This is a genomic window from Paenibacillus sp. FSL H8-0122, from assembly GCF_038005345.1.
Taxonomy (GTDB): domain Bacteria; phylum Bacillota; class Bacilli; order Paenibacillales; family Paenibacillaceae; genus Paenibacillus_AQ.
The window spans coordinates 6848521-6868587 of sequence record NZ_JBBOTB010000001.1 but is presented as its reverse complement, the minus strand read 5'-3'; the positions used below and the strand labels follow the sequence as shown (position 1 = coordinate 6868587).

Sequence of the window (20067 nt, the reverse complement as noted above, 5' to 3'; positions counted from 1 at the left end):
CCTTCTCAAGCCCTCTTATGGTGTGCCAACACGTAACCATGCTGCTGGAGTTTTCCTGATGAAATGCTTCTCTATCGTAGCAAGCACTACATCATTCCCCGGTAAAGCGACCCTGTCTATGGCTTCATTCACCGTCAGCCATTCATAATCACTATGCTCATGATTAAGAATGACATCCTGGTCGTCATTCACATATCCCACGAACACTGGTGCGACGTAGATATAGTTTTCTTTTGCCGAATAGATCTGGTCGAAGGTATTGGAAGTGTAGAGAGTGACCTGGGTAATCCCCGTCTCTTCCCGAACCTCTCTTAGTGCAGCTTCCCACGCTTGCTCCCCTTCTTCAATGCCCCCGCCGATATAGCACCAGGCATCCCTGAGTACCGAACCGGCCCGCTTCAGTAACAGGACATGATGACCAGAGGGTGTATTCTTCAGCAATACTACGGCAACACCTGTACAACGTATGGGTACTTCAATGTTCGTCTTCATCATGTCCGAAACCCTCTCCTACTCGCTCTCCACTCTATCCAAGTTCCGTATAGATCTGGAACGTCACCCCGAACTTGTCCGTCAGATCGCCGAAGCCGGGGCTGAACGGCTCCTCCCGAAACGGCATATTGACTTGACCGCCCTCCTGCAGCGCATCAAAAATTCTCCGTGATTCCTCCACACTGTCCGTAGTAACGCAGACCGTTACCCGCTTCCCGCTCTCAACTGGCGTACCGCCGGGAGTATCCGAGAACATCAGCTCCGTGCCGCCCACCTGTACCTTGGCATGTGCCACCAGACTCCGCACCTCATCCGGGAACGTGTCCGGGAGGTCGGGCATATCACCGTACGTCAGGATGGAGAGGACTTCGGCACCCATAGTCTGTGCATAGAACTGAATGGCCTCCTGCGTGCGCCCCTCCAGGGTAATGTAGGGAGTAAGTTTGATTGTCATTGTGTGTTCCTCCTTGAGTTCGGAATGGTCTCGCTTGTGCGATTCATTAGTATAGACGTTCCGGCCGCGGCAGAATCATCGGTGTTCCGGCAATCCGAAGCAAATAAATAATTCAGCATCTATAAAATGATGAACATGCGCGATCTTCCCCCCGCTCAGCTCAAGCACATGAATCGCCCACGGAACCAGCAATCCATCTTCTCCAGAGGGAACGTACTGGGCAAATGCGGGCCGGTTCCCGTTCACCTGGACGGGCACCATCCGTGATCCCACACAGTGACTGCGTGTGATCTGGTAGAAGGCCGCGAGATCCGCGCCGCCCTGCACCCACATCGTAAATGGCGGCATCGACAGGCTGCCGTTCTCCTGGAATAGGTCTAACAACGCAGCAATATTGTATTGTTCAAAAGCCTCCACGTACCGGGTAATCAGTCCTTCGTCCACTTCATTATCATCAGCCTGCAAGGCCTCGGACCGGAGCTGTGCCTTGGCCATGGCTGCCCGTGCCCGCTGCATCGCGCTGTTCACGGCTGCCACGGTCATCTCCAGTGCCCCGGCGGTCTCGGCTGCCGACCACCGGAATACCTCCTGCAGAATCAGCACGGCACGCTGGCGGGGCGGCAACAGTTGAAGCAGTGCAATGAAGGACAGCCGGAGGGTCTCTCTACTGACCAGAATATTACCAGGGTCATCCACATAGCCCGGAGCGGGCCAGATCCAGGAATGCTGAGGCAGGCTCTCCCTAGGCTCCGTAACGACAGCGGCCGGTTCCGAGAGATCCATCGGCAGTGCCCGCCGCTTGGCGCTCCTTAGCCGATCGAGACAGACATTGGTGGCAATCCGGTACATCCAGGCTCGGAGAGAGGCCTGCTGCCTCATCTGCTCCTGGTGCTGCCAGGCCCGGATCATGGTATCCTGGACGGCATCCTCCGCCTCGAAGATGGAGCCCATCATCCGGTAACAGTACCCTGTTAGCTCGGAGCGCATGTCCTCCAGCCCGTCCAGGGTCTCGCAGGTCTCATGGTTATGATTCACTTTAGACGGTCTCTCCTTCATGACCCGTCCAGCTCTCCCTCCATGAACTGTATGAGGTAGCGTTCAGGCTGGGCAAGAAATTCCGGGAAGCTGCACAGATCCGCATACGTCTGATGCTCCAGATCATAGCAGCCGAGCTGCCCCTTCTTCTGCGGATTCCAGACCAGCACAAGACCGGAGTAATTATCGATATCGGCAGACAGCCGCAGCAGCTTGCGCCGCCCGGCCTTCATCTCTATCGTGTCGGTGAAGCTGAAGAAGTCGATGTACCCGATCTTATATTCATTAGGGGCCAGCGTCAGGCGCAGCTCGTCCCCTGTAAGGAAGCGGACCAGTTCATCCGGCAGTTTATATTTGGCCAGCTCGTATTTCTTGTTCTCCACATCATGAACATCCGGCGGTTCCAACGCTTTCAGGTATTCCGCCATAGCGGTATGCTTGCTGCTGACCGCAATCGTATACGGCCGCTCGCCGTCCTTCTCCGTCATCATAAGGTCCGCACCGCGTTCCACCAGGTAGCGGACCATGTTCAGATTGCCCAGCTGGGCAGCCACTGTCAGCGGCGTCGCCCCGTAAGGATAGACCATATCCGGCTTGTTGTAGTTGATATCCACTCCCTGATCCAGCAGATAGGTAAGCGTCTTCAGATCATGGTCCGAGGCGGCTTGCCGCAGCACGGCTCCGGCATGTTGCCGGATGTCCAGACCCAGCTCATGGATCAGCGGGATATTCTTCTTGTTGCCGTAGTAGGCCTGTGAATAAGCGCCCGATCCCGTCCGGTTAAGCAGGTCCAGCTTCGCGCCCTGTGCAGCAAGGTATCGGACCAGTTCCTCCTTGCCGTAACGGACCGCCCGCAGGAAGGCCGGATTCTGAGGTACATTCAGCTTCGCGCCATGCTCCACCAGCAGCTTCACCACCTCGGTCTGCTGCGTGATAATCGCCAGGTCGAGCGGGCTGACTGTGGTATGCTTGCTAAGCTCTAGCCCCGCTTCAATATCCCAGCCTGCAGCAATAGCCGCCTGCAAGGCCGGAACATCCCCCTGATAGATCTGCATCGCCCGCGCCGGCAGCACCTCGAATTTCCCTATGTCCTTCAGGACAATCATCCGCACTCCTCCTTATTCTTCACTCCCATGAATACTGCTCGCATCCCTTCGACAGAAGCCACTCTTTCATCTTGGCCGATACCTGCCCGGCAGCCTGCTCATAGAAGACGGCTACCTCCTGCCCACCCGCCAGATTCAGGCGGATATAGCCCCCCAGCTCCCGGTAAAACAGGTAGCAGACGTAAGGATTCTCAATGAAGAGATCCGGCGGAGCCTCCGTCCGGCACAGGCCAGCCAGCTCCGTGAGCGCCAGCTGGCCCTCTCCCGGCGGCATCCGCAGGAAAAGATGCTCGCGGGTTCCCGTCCATGGCTCATAATAGACGCTCTCCTCCTGGCTCCGCCCATACATCCGGCGGTAGATGCCGTCCAAGATCAGGGCATAGCTCTCTCCCTTCTCCTGTTCCCCGGATGGCAGCGGGATTGCTTGAATCTGTTCCGCATGACGGGGCAGCCATAGCAGCCCGTCCACCTTGGAATGAACCGCCAGGAAATCACCGTCCACAGTGGTCCCGATAGCGGTACACTCACCGATCTGCTGCTCCGTTATAGGACTGTCTTCATCATGCTCCCATAACCCATATTCGGCAAATGGCCGCAGCACCTCCGGGTCAGGGGTCTGCACATTCATCCAGCCCCGATACGTTCCTTCGCCGTACTGCTGCAAGAACCGGATATAGGCTGGAGGATACAGACCTGCGTTCTCCACTTCAAGCAGGTGCCTGTGATGCTCTGACAGCCCCTTGGGCTCAGATACGATATACATTCATCATTCCCCCGGTTTCCTGCGTGAGTTATTCATCAATAACCTTATTCTGCCGCTTCCGCCAGCCAGGCCCGCATCGCCGGAGCTTCCGCCCGGTTCAGCCGCAGGGCAATCTCCGTATTCCCCTCATCCGGCGGCATCACTTCGGCAAGCACACATACGTCCTCCCTGGGCTGATTGAGCGCGAACAGACCCTCAGCATCCAGCATCCGCATCGCCAGCTCTATGGCCCCCAGCCTCATAGTGAACTCATCGTTCCATGCCTCATCCTCAAGCTCCGCAATAGATGGACGCGCCTGGAATAACCGCTTGACCTCATCGAAATACTCATCTCCGAAGCAGCAATACGGCGAATCGGCATACGACCACTTGATCAGCTCGGCGATCTCTGTAGCCGGTGTGCTGTCTTCCTCTGCCTGTCTGTCCGCCTCCTGCTCCAGGGCCTCCCGTGACCAGGCGGAGAGGCTTGGCGCATGTCCCTCGCCCGTTGTATATAGCGTACAGTAATAATAATGCTCCCCATTCGCAAAAAGCGCGCGGAACGACCTCCGGGCCGCCTCCGCAATCTCCGCCGCCAGCCGCTCCACTTCCTTCTGTGCCGTATTCATGGTTACTTCCTGTCGTCGATCAGCTGTTCCAGGAATCCGGCGAACGTGGGAGCATACTCCTCGATCAGATCATTCATGAGGTCATAACGCATGACCGGGAATTCCCCCTGCACATCGGGGACAGAGGTGTCAAAGTAATACAGCTCATCGCTGTCCGGCACGAACAGATCCAGCCGGTGCGGAAACCGGCTGACCCACCAATCCTCCGCCAGATTCAGCCTGTGGATATACAGCAGATCCCAGTCGGTATACTCCCTATCCTCGGGAGCAACCAGCGTCAGAATTTGCCCGTCCCCCAGGCTCCCACCCCCATAACGGGCCAGCCACCAGCGGTAAGACGGCGGCAGCCTGAAGCCTAATTCCTCCTCGGCTTCGGCAATCCAGCTCTCCTCGGCCCCATGGCCCGGAAACCACCGGACCGGGGAAGGCTTGCTTAATAACTCTGTCAGACGCTCATACATAGTTGTACTCCCCTTTCCCTGCTAAGGGTTGATTATAGATTGTCAGGATGAACAGCAGCTGGCGCATCATTATTCATGCGCAGCAGGATATACTCAATCTCCTCCAGCGGCAGCTTCAAGGTCCGGCTAACCTCATGGAGTCCCATCTCCCGGGAGAGGAGGAGGCGTGCCTGATGGATTTTCCCTTCCAGCCAGTTATTGGCCAGCATCCAGCTCTTCACCCGTTCCAGCAGCTCTGCTTGGGCAGTCTTACCGGCATGCTTGGTATACTTGGAAATAGATTCTGCCAGATAGCTGTACAGGTGAATGCCCAGAGCCTCGCGCTGCTCATTCTTGGACATACGCTGGTACTGCTCGTAGCTGAGGCTGATATCCAAATAGAGGGTATGATCCCCGCTGTCAAAGCGTCTGAACGTTCTCCGCCCGTAGCTATCAGGTAACACCCGGAACACAACGAAGATATCGTAGGGGAACTCCAATGTATATGCCAGCTCCTCTAACGGCAGCAATTCATCTCTGAGTACACCCACACATGTTCCATGGGTATCCAGCGTAAAACCCAGTTGCATATTAGCACCCCTCCCCCGCTTAAGACACGCTTGAACTATTTCCCCCTTCTATAGGCATCTGCCAGCTGGACCAGATACCAGACGGCCGCACCGGTCAGGGCTGCGAACAGCAGATTAATACAGCCGAATACAAGAAATAACTTGGCTTTGCCTAGCCCGATCCGTACAGCAGCAACGAGTTGGAGAATCGCAGGGAGCAGGAACATCAGCCAGGCGACGGTGATCAGCTTTTCAGTCTTGAAGCTCCACCATACCGCCCAGCACGATAGAGCCAGCACGCCCCAGGTACAGATGAACTTCAGCGCCATCGGCTCCCCTCCCTTTCATGAGTAATCCAATAGATCAGCTAGGCCCTGGTTGCCCATGGATCAAGAGTCCATATTGTCTGACCATCCACGAGTCGCTTAAGTCTTGAGCCGCGTCACGGCTTATGCGTACAGAGGGCTTCTGTTCGTCCATCGCCTCCGTATCTTGCGCCGAGAAGCGGAGAGGCTTGGTTATTTTTTGAATAGAGCCGGTGATTTCCTTATATAGGGCATAGCTCAGCGGCTTGTGCTCCCGGACATCCTCATAGAGATAATACTCCCCTTGCTCATCCTGAGCATTGACCCGGTGCCCCTTAGGGCAGGAGATCAGGATACAGGGCAGCTCATTCTCTGCCCATTGCCCGTGATAGGGAATAGAAATCCCCTCATTTCTCGCAAAAAAACCGAAGCTCTCTGTATCCGGCAGAACCGATATCGAATAGATGAAGAAAGGGCGCACCCCGCTCTCTTTTTCCGCAGCTGTATAATATTGATAGAAGGCGCGATACGCCTCCACCACCTGATTCTGATCATGCTCTGTATGGGTATAATTGGTTAAATAGTACCGCACTTGCGTAGGCTCCAGAAGCTCTACAACTCTCTTGAACTCCTCGGGCGTGATGAAGAAGCGCTGCTTGTAGAATCCGCTGTTTTTTAGCATCTTCTTCTACCACTCATAGGTAACAAACCGTGCGCTGAGCGTCTCTTCATACGGCAGCCATTCCGCATCGCTCCATAGAGACATTCCAGTAATTTCGGACAGCCGCTCCACCGCTTGCCCGGGGCTGGTAAGGCTGATGAATGCGCCGAAGTTCTCCTCCTCAGCTTGCATCCCGAGCACCCGCTGCATATATTCGTCAGCTATACGCTCTTCCCGCAGGTGTTCGTATTCCTCCCGGGTCCACGGCTCACAGAAGATTCGTTCGGCCTGGATCTCCCCCTGTTCAAAGAAAGACAGCTCGAAGATCTCCTCATTCATGTATCCCGCCGTCATCACCGGCTCCTCCAGCAGCCCGGACAACGTTCTGCCAACCTTTTTCACCGTACCCCATACGAAATAATCGTGAAGCACGCTGATCCAGCCCTCGTTGCTTTGGCTTACATAGATAACTGCCTTACGCTCCGGCGTCTCAGAATCAGGATAACCCAGAACCTTGCCATGCTTGGCGATCAGCTCTTTCAAGGCTTGAAGGGTCTTGTCCAGGTCACCTGACTTGATATGCAGATTTGCAAACGATCTTCCCACGGGTGGATGGCCTCCTTTAATGGCTTGTCTATAGTTACTTGGCATACTAACATATAAACTAGATTTCATTCATTTTACCAAATTAATGTAAGGAGGGGCTACCTTGAATAAGAAATTCCTCTTGGCCAGATGGCAGGACGACCAGCTCTCTGAAGTGAACCGGCGTCTGGCCGCTATTTCAGGCAAACATAATCTCCATCAAAAGGACCGCTCCTTTCCCATCTCCCCTTATGGACAGACGGAGGCAGGACTGGAAGATTACCGGGGGGTTACTCTGATAGAGAGCATACAGTACCTCACTCTACAGGGCATTGATTTCTCTTATTCACGCTTCGAGGATGCGGCAAGCCTCAATACCTCAACGCTTACCCATTGTTGCCTGGACGGGGTCAAGCTGGACAACAGATTCGTGACCCATACCTTCAGCCACTGTTCCTTCCGGGGAGCGAAGCTGAATCGTGCCCGAATCAGCAAGGAGTTCCATGATTGTGATTTCACCGGCTGCAACTTCAGCAAAGCGATCGCTAATGATGTATCCTTCACCCGCTGCCGCTTTGACGGCGCCAACTTTCGCGGTGCCTTATTCCTGTATTGCCGGTTCGAGGAATGCAGCTTTGAGGGGGCGCTGTTTCAAGACGGCTCCATAGCTGGAAGCCGCTTTGCGGGAGAGGCACACTTGCTGCCTGAGTGGGGGAATACGATACTGGATCATGTGAAATTTGAGGAGTGATGCAGGTATACAGCACACCCCTCCACTATTTCCAAGGGAGGGGTGTGCTGATATAAGCCTGACCATAGTTCAAAACAATTTCAAAATAATGTTATCCTTCGAGTATCCGAATAGCAGCTATAACAGCCTCCGCCTGACTCAGTGGAATTTTGTCTTGTTCTCTAAATACATAAATATTTTGCATACGCAAATACTCTTCATGAAAATTCATGTCAGTAAGGAGATCATGTAGATAGCGAAAGTCTTTAATCAAACAATCTGACGGAATACCACCAGAACGTACTTGCTCTTCTTCCCGCTTTAGTCCAATTAGGTACTGAAGGTTAACTTTTTCTGTAAATAAATTTCGGATTTTTTCGTTAGTAAAAAGCACCATTAAATCATACAAATGTTTAGCAACATCAAATGCAAAATCACTTGGATTATCTGTTCTGGAGTTTATATATTGTCTGTATCTTTGATAATAAAACTCGGTAGCAAATACTTTGTCTATAAAGATGCGCTCTAGTTTTATGGTTAATATCTTAAAAGGCCGAACATTAAACTTTGTATCTAGTACATCTTGTGATTCTTTTTGGGCGTACAAGTAAAGAGCTGGGGCTATCAGCATAGGCTCTACAGGTTCGCTTTTAGTAAACGAAGTAGCTTCAATCTTCACTCTTCCAAATCTTTGTAGTGGATCAGTCCCCTCACTACCATTAAAGATGGGATCATATCCATAAACTGTAGTTATATTGCCCTTGCCTTTGCTCGATTGCTGATCATCTGAAAGCTTTTTTAAGCACGAGTAGCCCTCCGCTGACAATTCTAGCCGTTTTTTCTTTTGGGAGTTTGAGCTTACATCATCCACACACACCGTTAAGTCAATATCCTCTGAGAACCGATTAATGGACAACAACGCTTTATATAGTGCAGTTCCGCCTTTAAAATAAGCCTTCCATTGTTCTTGATTCCGAGCCAGCTCCTCAAGCATCAGCGTAACATAATAATCTTTTTCTAAAACATCAGCCCTTATGCCAGCTTTCATACTAACTTGCAGTATGATTTCCTCAAAATCATCCTTACTTTCATGCAATATCATAACCGGGTACCCTCTGCAACTTTACCTAGGCGCCAAACTATATCCTTAGCGTAGTTCATAGCGGCATATCCTAATAGCTTTCCATAGTCTAACTTGTTAGCTTCAATAAATTTGTTAATTATCCCTTCAGGGTGGGGAGCATCCCAGACCACCTGGTCTTTATTCTCAATGGCATCTAGGATCTGCAAATATAAATAGTTATCAATATTCACTTCCATACGCGGCTTACGTAATACAGTATGCAGCTCTTTCACAACCTTTGGAGCAGCTACGTTAGTTGCAATAAAATTATATTTGGGCATTTGAGTTGTAAGCCCCAATCGGTGTTGGAGCGATGCTCCTGTTTCATAACCGACTCTAATATTTTCTTTAGGTGATACGTACATTTTCTTTACAACCTGATCCGGATTTAAATGGGACTTTCCAAATGCAGTGGTTTTAGGCTTGTAGTAGATTCCCTTCCTAAAGCTCTCCAATACTACACCATTTAAACGGTTTAAATTTGTGTTCACAATTTTCCTTGCCTGAGTTTCTTCAAGCCCAAACTCCTCCATAACCCTCTCAGTAACTTCAGCAGTAAAAATTGGAGTTCCATATGGCGACTGAGCAATATAATTCGTAATGAAATCAACATACTTCCCCTTAATCGCTAATGTCATATATAAGCCACCTCCAATGCACTTGTTATTATTGTATACAAAAAACCAACAAATGATACATATATAATAACACCAGATAAGTGTTGAAGACCACCCTTCATACCATTTCTCCTTTATATTTCCGTCTCTCCCTTAGGACCAGTCCTCCTCGGTATACGGGCCTACGTGCTGCTTATGTCCCTCCCCAATGGCTCCGAAAGCAGAAGTTAGCACCGCACGTTTGGCCAGCAAGAGACCCTTGAGGAGATCTCCGCGCTCATCCGGCTTTTTCATAAATAATAACGATCCATCCTAGCCATAATAATACAGATTCTCTCATTCCGCCCAAAGGAGCAGTTGATCTTGAAAAAGCTATGGCTAATGGTGTTCACCCTCACGCTCGTATTCAATCTTGCGCAAGCCGGAGGAACGGTGCAGGCCCAGGCAGGCGGCAGCAAAAAGGCGGCGGCCTGCTGGAGCCCGCAGAAGGTGCAGCTGAGAAGTGAGATGCAACAGGTGTGGATTGACCACACCACATGGACGCACAGCTATATTGTGAGCGCCCTCAACAATAACCCGGATCAGAAGGAAGTATTGGCGCGGCTGCTAAGGAACCAGGAAGATATCGGCAATGTCTTCAAGCGTTATTACGGGGAGGCGAACGGCAATAAGCTGGCCGGACTGCTCAAGGAGCATATTCAGATAGCTGGACAGATCGTCGCAGCCGCCCAGAAAGGCAATGCGGCGGAGGTGCAGAAGCTGCAGGCGGATTGGCACAGGAACGCCGATGAGATTGCCCGATTCCTGAGCGGACTGAATCCGAGCTGGTCCTTCAAAGAAGTGCAGAACATGCTGTACGAGCATCTTCAGCTCGTCACAGACATCGTGCTCGATATCCTCAAGGGAGACTACGCTGCTTCCATTGCTGCCACTGATATAAACGGGGTCCACATGATTCATTTTGCCGACCTGCTGACGGAAGGCATTGTGAAACAGTTCCCGGAGAAATTCCAGGGGAAATAGGATACGTGATCCGTAACACACACAACAAAACAGGCTTTTCACCTCCCCAAGGGATCGTGAAAAGCCTGTTCCTATCCAGTCCATATTGTTCAGTAGATCTTGCCCAGCAGCACGATCACTTCATCAAGCGTAAGGCCGAAGGACTTGTAATACTGAATGTCGCCCTCCATCTGCTTCAAGACCATCTCGTTACGTATCCGCAGCATCTCATCCGGTGAGAATTCGGCCACAAAGCAGCCTTTGCCCGTTACCGTATTAATCAAGCCACTCCGCTCCAGCTCCTCCCAGGCCTTCTTCACCGTGATGACACTGACATGCAGCTCCAGGGCAGCCTGCCGGATGGGGGGTAAGCAATAGCCGCTTTCCAGCTCGCCACTAAGAATCTGTGCGCTGATCTGTTCGTGCAGCTGCTGGTAAATCGGCTTGTCGGAGGTGCTGGAGATGGTTACGTTCATAAGATCTCCACTCTGAGGAATCTCTTCACCGCAATCCGGTAGGCAAGCAGGGTGAAGACCGCGAAAATGAGGATGCCTCCGATCAGAATCGAGAGCTGAAGCCCCGTATGATCGGTCCCGGAGCCGTAGAATATGCCATGCATCCAGCTATTCTGGATGCCGGCCCATTGGACCAGGCCCGCGAACAGGATCGCCCCAGCCGTCGATGCAGTCGTAGCCGCGCCATACTTATATGCCGTCTTGTAATACATCGAGATAAATATAAGGTTGAACACCGCCAGCATAATGAAGCATAGGCCCCAGAAGCCCATATAAGGCGGAAAGAAAATATAAGTCAAATGCGGGTACAGGCGAAACGTAAAGATACTGAAGATCATGGCAATGAGCAGATGCATAAGCTCAAGAATGACAATCACAGCTATTCTGGACTTCACGATGTCCGGTTTGGTCACAGGCATCATCGTGCTGAATATGAGATCATTCTGGCTCTTGAATCCGCCGAACATGTTCGGTACGGTGATGAAGCAGAAATACAGCGGGACTATAAAGTAGACCCAGCCCGGAATGAGCATCAGACCGCCTAGAATTAAAGGTAATACAAAGAACCAGGGGTTAACGCCTAACTTCAAATCCTTCAGCACCAGATTATACATATACACCCTCCTTTTTGGCAAAGTAGATCATGATGTCGTCAAGAGTCGGGATGGCCGTGTTAAGCGTCCAGGCGGGATCGATATCCCGGGCATGAATTAATCCGGTGAAGCCGAAGGAGTTGATCTTGTAGGAAATCAGCTTCTCCTTCACTTCGTTAAGCTGCGACTCGCTGCCGCTAAGTAACCGGTATGACTCCTTGAACTCGTTCTTCTCGCTACTTGCCACAATCTCTCCTTGCTCAATGAAGGTGATATAATCCGCACAGCGTTCGAGGTCAGAGGTTATATGAGTGGAGAAAAGGATGCTGATCTCGCCGCCCATGATAAGCTCCTGGAAAATATCCAGCAGATCATCCCGGGAGACGGGATCGAGTCCGCTGGTCGGCTCATCCAGTATGAGCAGCTTGGCGCCATGCGACAGGGCAAGGGTCAAGCTGTATTTGACCTTCATGCCGGTGGACAGCTCAGCGATCTTCTTGTTCTCGTCCAGCTTGAACCGGCTCAGATACTTGTAATACGTGTCATCATTCCAATTCTTGTAGAACTTCTTCGTAATACCCGTCAGCGTCTTAAGCCTGCTGCGTGTATAGAAATCGATATCGCCGAAGGCGCAGCCGATGTCCTGCTTCAATTGCATTTCGTGTTCAGCGATGTTCTTGCCCAGAATGCTGATCTCGCCGCTGTCGGCTTGAACCATATTCAGGATTGATTTGATCGTGGTGGTCTTGCCTGCGCCGTTGACCCCGATGAAGCCCATGATATAGCCCTGCTCCAATTGAAAAGAGACGTCTTTGATCTGAAAATTAGGATATTTTTTATTTAAATTCCGGACATCTAAAGCCAGCATAACAAGCCCCCTTAACAAATTGTGTATTCCGTGTATACACAATGTATCATGGAGATTTCACAAAGTCAACGGTTCGGTGAAGGTTAGGCTGCCGCCTCCGCAGGCTTCTCCTTCGGCTTGCGCCGGAAGAGCGGCTTGCCTTTGGACCAGTTAATGAACGGCTGTTCTATGGCGTAATACGAAATAGTGGCCGCTGCATACGAGATGACCACAACAGACATACTGATGCCCAGCCAGCGCCACACATCCCTGATCCCGGAATAATGGAAATCCTGAAGGCCATACTTCTCGATCAAGGTAATGAACAGATAGTGCCATATGTACAGGCCGAACGACACTTTGGCTGTAAACCGGAAGAAGCGGTTATCCAGCACACGCCCAACCACCCGGCTGAACGGTGCCGAGAACAGTACAATGCCAAACAGCATGGCATAGACCGGGAATAGATACGGCTGCTGCTGGAGACTGAAGTCGAATTCGCCCGCGTGACGCATCCGCCAGATCAGGAGACCGGCAAGACCCAGGGCAAACGCCACGGCGGCATCGAACACACCAAGTCTGCTGAGCCTTTCCACTCTGGAGCGGCGCTGCAGCAAGGCATTCGTGATGCCCGCCGCCAGAATGCCGATGGTGAAGTGGCCGAAGAAGCCGACCGGATTGTATCTCGGCATCCAGAATTTCGCGCCTCCGACCTGGCCGTAGTCCCAGCCCCGGCCCTGCTCGCCTGGAGTAAACCACTTGTGAATGAGGGCATTGGCGGCCAGCACCAACCCAAATACGGCGACCCAGAACAGGATCGCCGTACTGAAGGAATGCCGCTTGCCGAGCAGGAATAACACCGCCATGAAGAGTGGCATCAGCAGGTAGCAGAATACCTCGAAGCTGATCGACCATAGCGGGCCGTTCAAGTCGGAGGGGAAGAACGTGGTATAGTGGAAGCCCGATGTGAAGGTGAAGGCTGTGACAATACGCCGCCCTAAGTACTCCATCGGAATACCCAGCCTCCAGGTCAGGAGCAGGCAGACCAGCAGGGATACATAGAAGCCGGGCATAATTCTTGCGGCACGGCGCAGAGTGTAGGTCCGCAGACTCGGATACGGTCCGTTATCCAGATACGCACTCCAGAAGGGAAACGACAGCAGGAAGCCGCTTAGCAAAAAAAACAAGCTGACCCCGCCGTTCCCCAGAAGCAGCACGGATTGCAGCTCCTGCAGCCAGGGCTTCTGTGCGGGCATGATCAGCTTTTGCGACAAGTGATGCAGGATGACTGACAGGCAGGCGATCGCACGAACGCCATCCGCTCCTGTTAGCCGGGTATTGCCCAGACGAATCGTTGACATCAGCTCAAATTCCTCTTTTCATGAGTGAATTCCTGAATATATGACGCAGACTGGTCTCAGGTACTCTATCTTTCCATAGATTCAGGCCAATTCCTTCAACGATTTAGGGCTTTAGCGGAGAAAATTTAACAAACTGTGATTTACGTCCCATTATTGCAATTTACTTGAATTCCCCTCCATGATCGCATCCAGAAACTGCTCGGCATCACTGTTGAATTTCCACCCCACACCATACTGGTCCACCAGCAAGCCGAAGCACGAAGACCATGGTGTAGCGGATAAAGGCATGATGACATGTCCGCCCGTAGACAGGCCCTTAAAGTACTCTTCCAGCTTCTGCTTGTCCTCCATCACCAGGCTGATCAGCATGGCATTCCCCTTCACCAGCTCTCCCATTACCGCTTGCATCGAGGGGAGAAGGTCGGACATCATAATTTTGCCGCCTGCGAATTCTATAGAGGATTCCATAATCATCGCTGATTCCTTGTCCGACAGGGGATAATTCGGGTCCTGCGGCATATCTCCGAATTTGACCTTTTTCACCTGGGTGGCCTGTAGAGCCTCTGTGTAGAATTCAATCGCCTGTTCGGCAACACCATCGAAATTAAGATAAGCAATCGCTGACATTGAGCATAACCTCCTTCGTAAGATAAATGTAGTATAATACACGATAGGTGACGGGTGTATGTCACCGTTTCATACTCAACTCAAGAAAGAGGGAAGCGGATGGACAAGGTCGAACGGCTGATTACCATCATTATGATTCTGCTCAAAAAAGATATTGTGCCCAGCTCAGAGTTCGCACAATTATTCGGCGTGTCCAAACGGACGATTCTCCGCGATATGGAAGCGCTCAGCCTGGCGCACATACCTATATACGCCACACCCGGCGTGCAGGGCGGCTATGGCATTATGGAAGAATACAAGGTGGATAAGCGCCTGTTGAGCAGCTCCGATCTGGAGAATATACTGGCTGCGCTCGGCGGGCTGGAGCAAATTCTGATCAGCGAAGACGTGGCCATGACGCTACGAAAAATAGAAGCGATGGTGAGTCCAATCGCTCCTAAGGGGTCGGTTCAGCTGTCCTTCTATGATTGGGAGGGCCGCGCAGAGCTTGCCGGAGCCTTGAAGACCTGCCAGGAGGCCATCGCCGGGAGCTGGCTGCTGTCCTTCCGCTACACCGACAGATCCGGCACTCCGACGACACGGACAGTGGAGCCCTATCAGCTTCATTTCAGTGAATCGAGCTGGTATCTGAAGGGCTTCTGCCTGGAGCGGATGGGGATGCGGATGTTCAAGCTCTCCCGGATGGAGCAGCTTGAGCGTAAGGAACAGACGTTCAGCCCCAGAGCGGACATGCTGAATCAGGCACGGGAGGCTGAAGTTCCGCCGCAGTTAACCGAAGTGAAGGCGCTGATCTCGCCGGGGATTAAGGATCATTTCATTGAACGGTACGGCCGCAAGAGCATCGAAGCCTATAGCGCTGAACAACTGCTGGCTACGTTCTATATTCCGCAGCACCCGATCGGATATCAATTCCTGGCCGGCTTCGGCACCCGTCTGGAGATTATGGAGCCGAAGCCCTACCGTGAAGAATTCCGTAAGTATCTGCTTGAAATGATGAGCCGGTATACGTAAAAATCACTACTTAGGAGGGAGCTGGCTGTTCGATGGGGTTAAACTAACCGCAGTGTTCAGCGGTAATTGGGCTGTTCTTCACCCTGTAACCACAGCGGCCAACAGCAGACCATGGTTAACTTATCCCCTTTCAGCTCTGCAGTCAACGTACCATTCATTTTGTTCATGAGGCTTTTGGCAATCGATAAACCCAGCCCTGAGCCTTGAGCGGAACGGGTGCGGTCTACTGTATAGAAGCGGTCAAACAGCAGCCTCACATCCATACCGGATAGTTCCTTCGCTTCGTTTGTAATTCTAAGCTCTGCTGTCATCTCCCGCTGCTCGAAGCAGATGGTCACCTGGCCAGTAGCATGCTTGACTGTATTCATCAGCAGGTTCTCAACGACCCTCCGCACAGCTGATTCGTCAGCATATACTGCCACCGGTTCCTTCGGAAACCGGATGTCCGGCGTAATGCCCCGCTCATTGAACGGATCATAGAAGCCGACCAGCGCGTCCGACAGCAGGAACGTCATTACAATCCGCTCGGCCTTAAGCTGATAATCCGCAGATTCGATCAAGGACAGCTCAAAAAAATCATTCAATAGCGCCTGAAGCCGCTTGGTCCGGTTTTTGACAATGTAGAGGTATTCGTGCTTCTCCTCAGGCGTTAACGGCTCAACTTCCAGCAATTGAATATAGCCAAAGATGGAGGTCAACGGCGTACGGATGTCATGGGACATATTGGAAATTGCCTGACGCAGCTCATTCTCCGTCCTTCTTCGGTTAGCTTCCGCTTCAACGACCAGATCAGACTGGCGGTTAATCTGGGCTGCGAGCGCTTCGAGCCGCTTGTCAAATAGGTTCACCTCCAGCTTTTTGCCGGTGGTCCGTTCATTATAACGGCGAAGCTGTCCGGTCATCCGTCCCAGCTCCCGCCTTACTACCAGGAGACGGGCCAGCAGGAGAGCCGCCGCTGTGACTGATATGAGCGTTAGGATGAACAAGACTCTCCGCTCCCCTCTTCCTTTATTTAATTTCCTTCTTGCGAAACACAAGCACTCCCAGCAGCCCGGAGACGACAATAGTCAGCAGGGGCACAAGCAGGAGGGCAGGCAGATCCCCGCCGTCTATCCGGGTCTTGCCGATGTCCCCGAGCAGCTTGAATACCGAGTAATCGTACACTGTAGTTAACACAGGGATATATTCCCCCAAGCCTCCTAGTATCGTATTGATCATCAGGAAGAAGACCATCAGGAAGCTGATTGTCTTGCCGCTCTCGGTGAACACTGCTGTGAATAATGCCCCGATCGCTGCGTAGGCAGCAGTGTACAACAGCGTCAATCCAAGGACCCGGGGGAGGAAGAAGGCATCCACGCCCTCCGGCAACTGGCCGAAGCCTGAGAGCATTGATACTTCAGCCAAGCTGACTAACGGAAATATCAAAGAAATCATCATGGCTCCCGCCGAGAATCCAATAAGCTTGGCTGCGTACAGCCGCCCCCGGTCATTGCCTGACGATGCAACCGTCTTCATCACACCTGTCGTATATTCGCTGGCGATGAAGAATCCCGCCAATGCCGCGATGCTGAATTTGATGACATAACCATTGCTTGCCACAAATTTAATCAGGAATTCGGCACCGGTGAACTGCGGCTTGCCGCCGGACTTATTATCGATATAGTAAAGCAGCGGATATGCCACAGAGAGTGCGGCGATTATGAGCAGCAGCACATGGAACGACCGGTCCTTGCGCAGCTTGAACAGCTCGGCTCTGATCAGGTTATACATTCCCGGCACCCCCGATCCGCTTCATGAAATAGCTCTCCAGGTCTTCACCCATCGGCATGAGCTGCTCAATAGTAATACCTGCGGAGAATAGCGCCGTAGCTACCTTGCCGGATTGCTCCCTATATCCGTAGAGCTTAATGACTCCATCCGGCATCACCTCGAAGTCTGTAGTGCCCAGCTCGTTCTGAATCACCATGGCTGCCCTGTCCGGCTGATCCGCTTTAATATGCACATACTGCTGGCATTTATCGTTCAATTCCCGGGCCGTAAGCTGCTCCAGCAGCTTGCCGTGATGGATAATGCCATAGTGGCTGGCAAGCAAATGCAGCTCACTCAGCACATGACTGGAGATCAGAATTGTTAACCCCCGTTCATGATTGAGCCGCTTCAGCAGTTCGCGCATTTCGATAACACTCATCGGATCAAGCCCATTGGTCGGCTCGTCCAGAATCAGAAATTCCGGGTCGCTTAGCATGGCGGTGGCAAGGCCCAGCCGCTGCTTCATGCCCAGTGAGAAATTCTTCACCTTCTTCCGGCCTGTCCCCTGTAGTCCAACCAATTCGAGCATTCTGCTGATGCAATCTTTGCCGGGGATGCCCCGGAGGAGACGGTTCACCTCCAGATTCTCGCTGGCCGTCATATGCGGGAACAACGAGGGACCTTCAATAATCAGCCCCATCCGCTTCCTGGCCTCGGTCAACTCCCGTTCCGTACCCGTGCCGAATAGCTCAATCGTTCCTTCCGATGGAAAGGCAAGTCCGGCGACAATAAGCATCAGCGTCGATTTTCCGGCTCCATTCTGCCCGATAAAGCCATAGATCGAGCCTTTTCGGATCGATACATTCACTTTATCCAGCGCTACACTGCCTTTGAATCTCTTGCTTAATTGATTCGTTTGCAATACATATTCACTCATTGCTGTCTTGGCCCCCCTTATGTGATAGACCAAGTATAGAAATCAAAACTTAAGAAGGGCTAAAGCCGATCCTTAAGAATGTCTTAAGTCTTCAGCCGGTAGCCCATTCCCCATACCGTATCTATAAATTCGCTTCCGGGTGCCGCCTTGGCCAGCTTGCTCCGCAAATTACTCATATGGACGTTCACCGTGTTATCGTCACCGTAATAGGGCTCCTTCCATACACTCTCGTACAGATTGGCCTTAGTGAATACCTTCTGAGGTTCTGATAGGAGCAATTTGAGAATTTCATACTCCCGTGCAGTCAGAGCTGCCTCTGTCCCCTCTGCCGTCACAATTTGAGAATCACAGTCAAGCACAAGTCCGTTGTGCTGCAGAATGCGGGCTACAGCTGGTGGCATAATCTGTGTTAGCCGGCGCAGATGGGAGTCAATCCGTGCGGATACCTCCTCAATATCAAAGGGCTTCGTAATGAAATCATCCGCACCTCCGCGCAGCGCCGACACCTTGGTCTGCTGCTCCCCCTTCGCCGAGATGATAAGCACGGGCATCCCCCCGCGCAAGCGAATCCACTTCAGCAGCTCCTCGCCTGTCATTCCCGGGAGCATCAGATCGAGCAGAACCATGCTCCATTCCCGCTGCTCCAGGTAGAGTAATGCCTCTGTACCAGAAAAGGCAGGCTGGGGCTGATATCCGCTCTTTCTGATAATGCTGCATAGCAGCCGGCTAATGTCACTGTCGTCTTCAGCAACAAGAATAGTTATTGGCTTGTCCATCGGTTCTCCTCTTGTCATTCATAATCCGCAGCTAATCCTATATGTTGAATTCTTTAGCCTATATGATAGACCATTGCTGCTGTAAGTTCCAGAGTATGTGCGTGACAAAAGACATTCTATTTACCAGCCCCTTGAGGTTAGTCCAGTTCCTTAAGGAATTCCCCAATCCGATCCATATAGCCTGGAACTGTAATGTGGCGTGGGGCGAAGAGGCTGATCATGAGCGCCATGACGCTGGAATCCGCCGTCTTCTTGCTCAGCATCGAATGCTCGGCCTCCGGGAAGACCGCCACGCTCAGCAGCTCCGGCTGGACGAGCTTGCGGTACACCTGCTCTGTCTCCTGCCAGTCTACATGAATATCCTGCTGGCCCAGCAGCAACAGCACCGGGGAATGGAATTGCTTAAGATCCTGCCCGGCATCCGACAGGTAATTCTTGCTGACAAAAGTCCACCGCTCCCGCGTCATCAGGTCATCTTCCTTCACCGCAGCCAGATAGTCTTCATAGCCCGCCTTCCGCGCCAGAAGCTGCCTAACCTCGTTGTTAGCCGCCTCTTCGGCTGCGATTTCCGCCTCAGATTTCCCTTCCTGCAGCATCTGCTGCCGGGTATGATAGGCTCCTTGGCGCAGCCAGTTGATGGCCGGTGAGACCAGAATGCTGAAGGCGAGCGGCTCCTTGCCCGCCAGCTTGGGAATCACCCAGCCTGCCTGACTGGCACCCCACACCCCGATCCGGTCCGGATCGATATTCGGCTGCTTCCGGGCCCATGCGATAGCCTCACGTGCTTCCTCCACCCGGTCATCTATACTCTGATCCAGCCAATTGCCTACGGAACCACCGATACCTCTTTTATCCAGCGACAAGGAGGCATATCCCAGGCTGGCTAACCGCTCCCATAGCGGCTTATACCCGTCATCATGCGAGGCATTAATCGGCCCGTCCCCATGGATGAAGAGCACAAGTCCCAGCTTGCCGGAAGATTGCGAAGCCTCCTTAGGCAGTACCAGCGTACCCGTCAACTTGCCTTCAGGCGACGCAATCTCGATGGCCTGCTCCGTCATCTCAAAGCGGTTCTGCTGCACAATATACAACCCCGCACCGCCAAGGAGCAGTACTACAATTAGCAGAGATATCCATAGTTTCTTCGTTGTCCTCATTTCT

The 20067-nt window shown here is 52.2% G+C and carries 27 protein-coding genes; 3 read left to right on the top strand and 24 right to left on the bottom strand.

The window, feature by feature from the left end; translation table 11 throughout:
- Nucleotides 1-15: 15 nt before the first annotated feature.
- The 11 genes from NSS64_RS29545 to NSS64_RS29495 form a co-directional block, all read right to left on the bottom strand.
- Nucleotides 16-495, bottom strand: a complete 480-nt coding sequence (locus NSS64_RS29545) for an NUDIX hydrolase (protein ID WP_341142429.1) — start codon at nt 493-495, stop codon at nt 16-18.
- Nucleotides 496-526: 31 nt separating this feature from the next.
- Nucleotides 527-946, bottom strand: coding sequence for a VOC family protein (locus tag NSS64_RS29540; RefSeq protein ID WP_340946096.1), 420 nt, complete (start codon nt 944-946; stop codon nt 527-529).
- Nucleotides 947-1021: 75 nt separating this feature from the next.
- A complete protein-coding gene (locus NSS64_RS29535) occupies nt 1022-2002 on the bottom strand; it encodes a sigma-70 family RNA polymerase sigma factor (RefSeq protein WP_341142428.1) in 981 nt (326 codons plus the stop codon).
- Nucleotides 1999-3087, bottom strand: coding sequence for an ankyrin repeat domain-containing protein (locus NSS64_RS29530; RefSeq protein WP_341142427.1), 1089 nt, complete (start codon nt 3085-3087; stop codon nt 1999-2001). Before NSS64_RS29530 ends, NSS64_RS29535 begins: the two co-directional genes overlap by 4 nt.
- A 19-nt stretch (nt 3088-3106) precedes the next feature.
- Nucleotides 3107-3850: a hypothetical protein gene (locus tag NSS64_RS29525; RefSeq protein ID WP_341142426.1), complete on the bottom strand. Its 744-nt coding sequence runs from the start codon at nt 3848-3850 to the stop codon at nt 3107-3109.
- Nucleotides 3851-3894: 44 nt separating this feature from the next.
- Nucleotides 3895-4458, bottom strand: a complete 564-nt coding sequence (locus tag NSS64_RS29520) for a DUF4303 domain-containing protein (protein WP_340995000.1) — start codon at nt 4456-4458, stop codon at nt 3895-3897.
- A gap of 2 nt (nt 4459-4460) precedes the next feature.
- A complete protein-coding gene (locus NSS64_RS29515; RefSeq protein ID WP_340946089.1) occupies nt 4461-4919 on the bottom strand; it encodes an SMI1/KNR4 family protein in 459 nt (152 codons plus the stop codon).
- Nucleotides 4920-4951: 32 nt separating this feature from the next.
- A complete protein-coding gene (locus NSS64_RS29510) occupies nt 4952-5488 on the bottom strand; it encodes a hypothetical protein (RefSeq protein WP_341142425.1) in 537 nt (178 codons plus the stop codon).
- A gap of 35 nt (nt 5489-5523) precedes the next feature.
- Nucleotides 5524-5796 (bottom strand): hypothetical protein, encoded by a 273-nt coding sequence (locus NSS64_RS29505; protein WP_340946085.1) that lies wholly within the window; start codon nt 5794-5796, stop codon nt 5524-5526.
- Nucleotides 5797-5830: 34 nt separating this feature from the next.
- Nucleotides 5831-6454 (bottom strand): hypothetical protein, encoded by a 624-nt coding sequence (locus NSS64_RS29500; protein ID WP_341142424.1) that lies wholly within the window; start codon nt 6452-6454, stop codon nt 5831-5833.
- Nucleotides 6455-6460: 6 nt separating this feature from the next.
- Complete coding sequence (locus NSS64_RS29495; protein WP_341142423.1) at nt 6461-7039, bottom strand: hypothetical protein; 579 nt, start codon at nt 7037-7039, stop codon at nt 6461-6463.
- A gap of 103 nt (nt 7040-7142) precedes the next feature.
- On the opposite strand from NSS64_RS29495, the gene NSS64_RS29490 reads away from it, so the two are divergent.
- Nucleotides 7143-7769, top strand: a complete 627-nt coding sequence (locus NSS64_RS29490) for a pentapeptide repeat-containing protein (RefSeq protein ID WP_339252413.1) — start codon at nt 7143-7145, stop codon at nt 7767-7769.
- 91 nt (nt 7770-7860) lie between these two features.
- Here the strand turns inward: NSS64_RS29490 and NSS64_RS29485 are convergent, their stop codons facing one another.
- From NSS64_RS29485 to NSS64_RS29475, 3 genes are all read right to left on the bottom strand, one after another.
- The gene (locus NSS64_RS29485) at nt 7861-8850 is read right to left on the bottom strand and encodes a nucleotidyl transferase AbiEii/AbiGii toxin family protein (protein WP_341142422.1); all 990 of its coding nucleotides are present in this window, start codon (nt 8848-8850) and stop codon (nt 7861-7863) included.
- Complete coding sequence (locus NSS64_RS29480; protein WP_076080646.1) at nt 8847-9509, bottom strand: hypothetical protein; 663 nt, start codon at nt 9507-9509, stop codon at nt 8847-8849. The genes NSS64_RS29485 and NSS64_RS29480 overlap by 4 nt, the downstream gene beginning before the upstream one ends.
- Before the next feature lie 132 nt (nt 9510-9641).
- On the bottom strand, nt 9642-9782 hold the full coding sequence (locus tag NSS64_RS29475) for a hypothetical protein (protein WP_340827700.1): 141 nt from the start codon (nt 9780-9782) through the stop codon (nt 9642-9644).
- Nucleotides 9783-9851: 69 nt separating this feature from the next.
- Here NSS64_RS29475 and NSS64_RS29470 point away from each other — a divergent pair, with 69 nt between their 5' ends.
- The gene (locus NSS64_RS29470; protein WP_341142421.1) at nt 9852-10511 is read left to right on the top strand and encodes a glycosyltransferase; all 660 of its coding nucleotides are present in this window, start codon (nt 9852-9854) and stop codon (nt 10509-10511) included.
- A gap of 89 nt (nt 10512-10600) precedes the next feature.
- On the opposite strand, the gene NSS64_RS29465 is transcribed toward NSS64_RS29470, so the two are convergent.
- The 5 genes from NSS64_RS29465 to NSS64_RS29445 all read right to left on the bottom strand — a co-directional run bounded on the left by NSS64_RS29465 (nt 10601) and on the right by NSS64_RS29445 (nt 14433).
- Nucleotides 10601-10966 carry a GntR family transcriptional regulator gene (locus NSS64_RS29465; protein ID WP_341142420.1) on the bottom strand — a complete coding sequence of 122 codons (366 nt, stop codon included), beginning with the start codon at nt 10964-10966 and terminating at the stop codon, nt 10601-10603.
- Nucleotides 10963-11619, bottom strand: a complete 657-nt coding sequence (locus NSS64_RS29460) for an ABC-2 transporter permease (protein ID WP_341142419.1) — start codon at nt 11617-11619, stop codon at nt 10963-10965. Before NSS64_RS29460 ends, NSS64_RS29465 begins: the two co-directional genes overlap by 4 nt.
- A complete protein-coding gene (locus NSS64_RS29455) occupies nt 11612-12466 on the bottom strand; it encodes an ABC transporter ATP-binding protein (RefSeq protein ID WP_341142418.1) in 855 nt (284 codons plus the stop codon). Before NSS64_RS29455 ends, NSS64_RS29460 begins: the two co-directional genes overlap by 8 nt.
- Nucleotides 12467-12549: 83 nt before the next feature.
- The gene (locus NSS64_RS29450; protein ID WP_341142417.1) at nt 12550-13806 is read right to left on the bottom strand and encodes an acyltransferase family protein; all 1257 of its coding nucleotides are present in this window, start codon (nt 13804-13806) and stop codon (nt 12550-12552) included.
- Between the two features lie 150 nt (nt 13807-13956).
- Entirely contained in the window at nt 13957-14433 is a 477-nt protein-coding gene (locus NSS64_RS29445; RefSeq protein WP_341142416.1) for a VOC family protein, read from the bottom strand.
- A 99-nt stretch (nt 14434-14532) separates the two neighbouring features.
- Between NSS64_RS29445 and NSS64_RS29440 the strand changes: the two genes are divergently transcribed.
- Nucleotides 14533-15444 (top strand): helix-turn-helix transcriptional regulator, encoded by a 912-nt coding sequence (locus NSS64_RS29440; protein WP_341142415.1) that lies wholly within the window; start codon nt 14533-14535, stop codon nt 15442-15444.
- A gap of 56 nt (nt 15445-15500) precedes the next feature.
- Here NSS64_RS29440 and NSS64_RS29435 read toward each other — a convergent pair whose 3' ends face one another.
- The 5 genes from NSS64_RS29435 to NSS64_RS29415 all read right to left on the bottom strand — a co-directional run bounded on the left by NSS64_RS29435 (nt 15501) and on the right by NSS64_RS29415 (nt 20063).
- Nucleotides 15501-16430 (bottom strand): sensor histidine kinase, encoded by a 930-nt coding sequence (locus NSS64_RS29435; protein WP_341142414.1) that lies wholly within the window; start codon nt 16428-16430, stop codon nt 15501-15503.
- Between the two features lie 22 nt (nt 16431-16452).
- On the bottom strand, nt 16453-17214 hold the full coding sequence (locus NSS64_RS29430; protein WP_341142413.1) for an ABC transporter permease: 762 nt from the start codon (nt 17212-17214) through the stop codon (nt 16453-16455).
- Nucleotides 17207-18130: an ATP-binding cassette domain-containing protein gene (locus NSS64_RS29425; RefSeq protein WP_341142412.1), complete on the bottom strand. Its 924-nt coding sequence runs from the start codon at nt 18128-18130 to the stop codon at nt 17207-17209. The genes NSS64_RS29430 and NSS64_RS29425 overlap by 8 nt, the downstream gene beginning before the upstream one ends.
- A gap of 83 nt (nt 18131-18213) precedes the next feature.
- A complete protein-coding gene (locus tag NSS64_RS29420; protein ID WP_341142411.1) occupies nt 18214-18906 on the bottom strand; it encodes a response regulator transcription factor in 693 nt (230 codons plus the stop codon).
- Nucleotides 18907-19043: 137 nt separating this feature from the next.
- Nucleotides 19044-20063, bottom strand: a complete 1020-nt coding sequence (locus NSS64_RS29415; protein WP_341142410.1) for an alpha/beta hydrolase family protein — start codon at nt 20061-20063, stop codon at nt 19044-19046.
- Between the last annotated feature and the right edge of the window lie 4 nt (nt 20064-20067).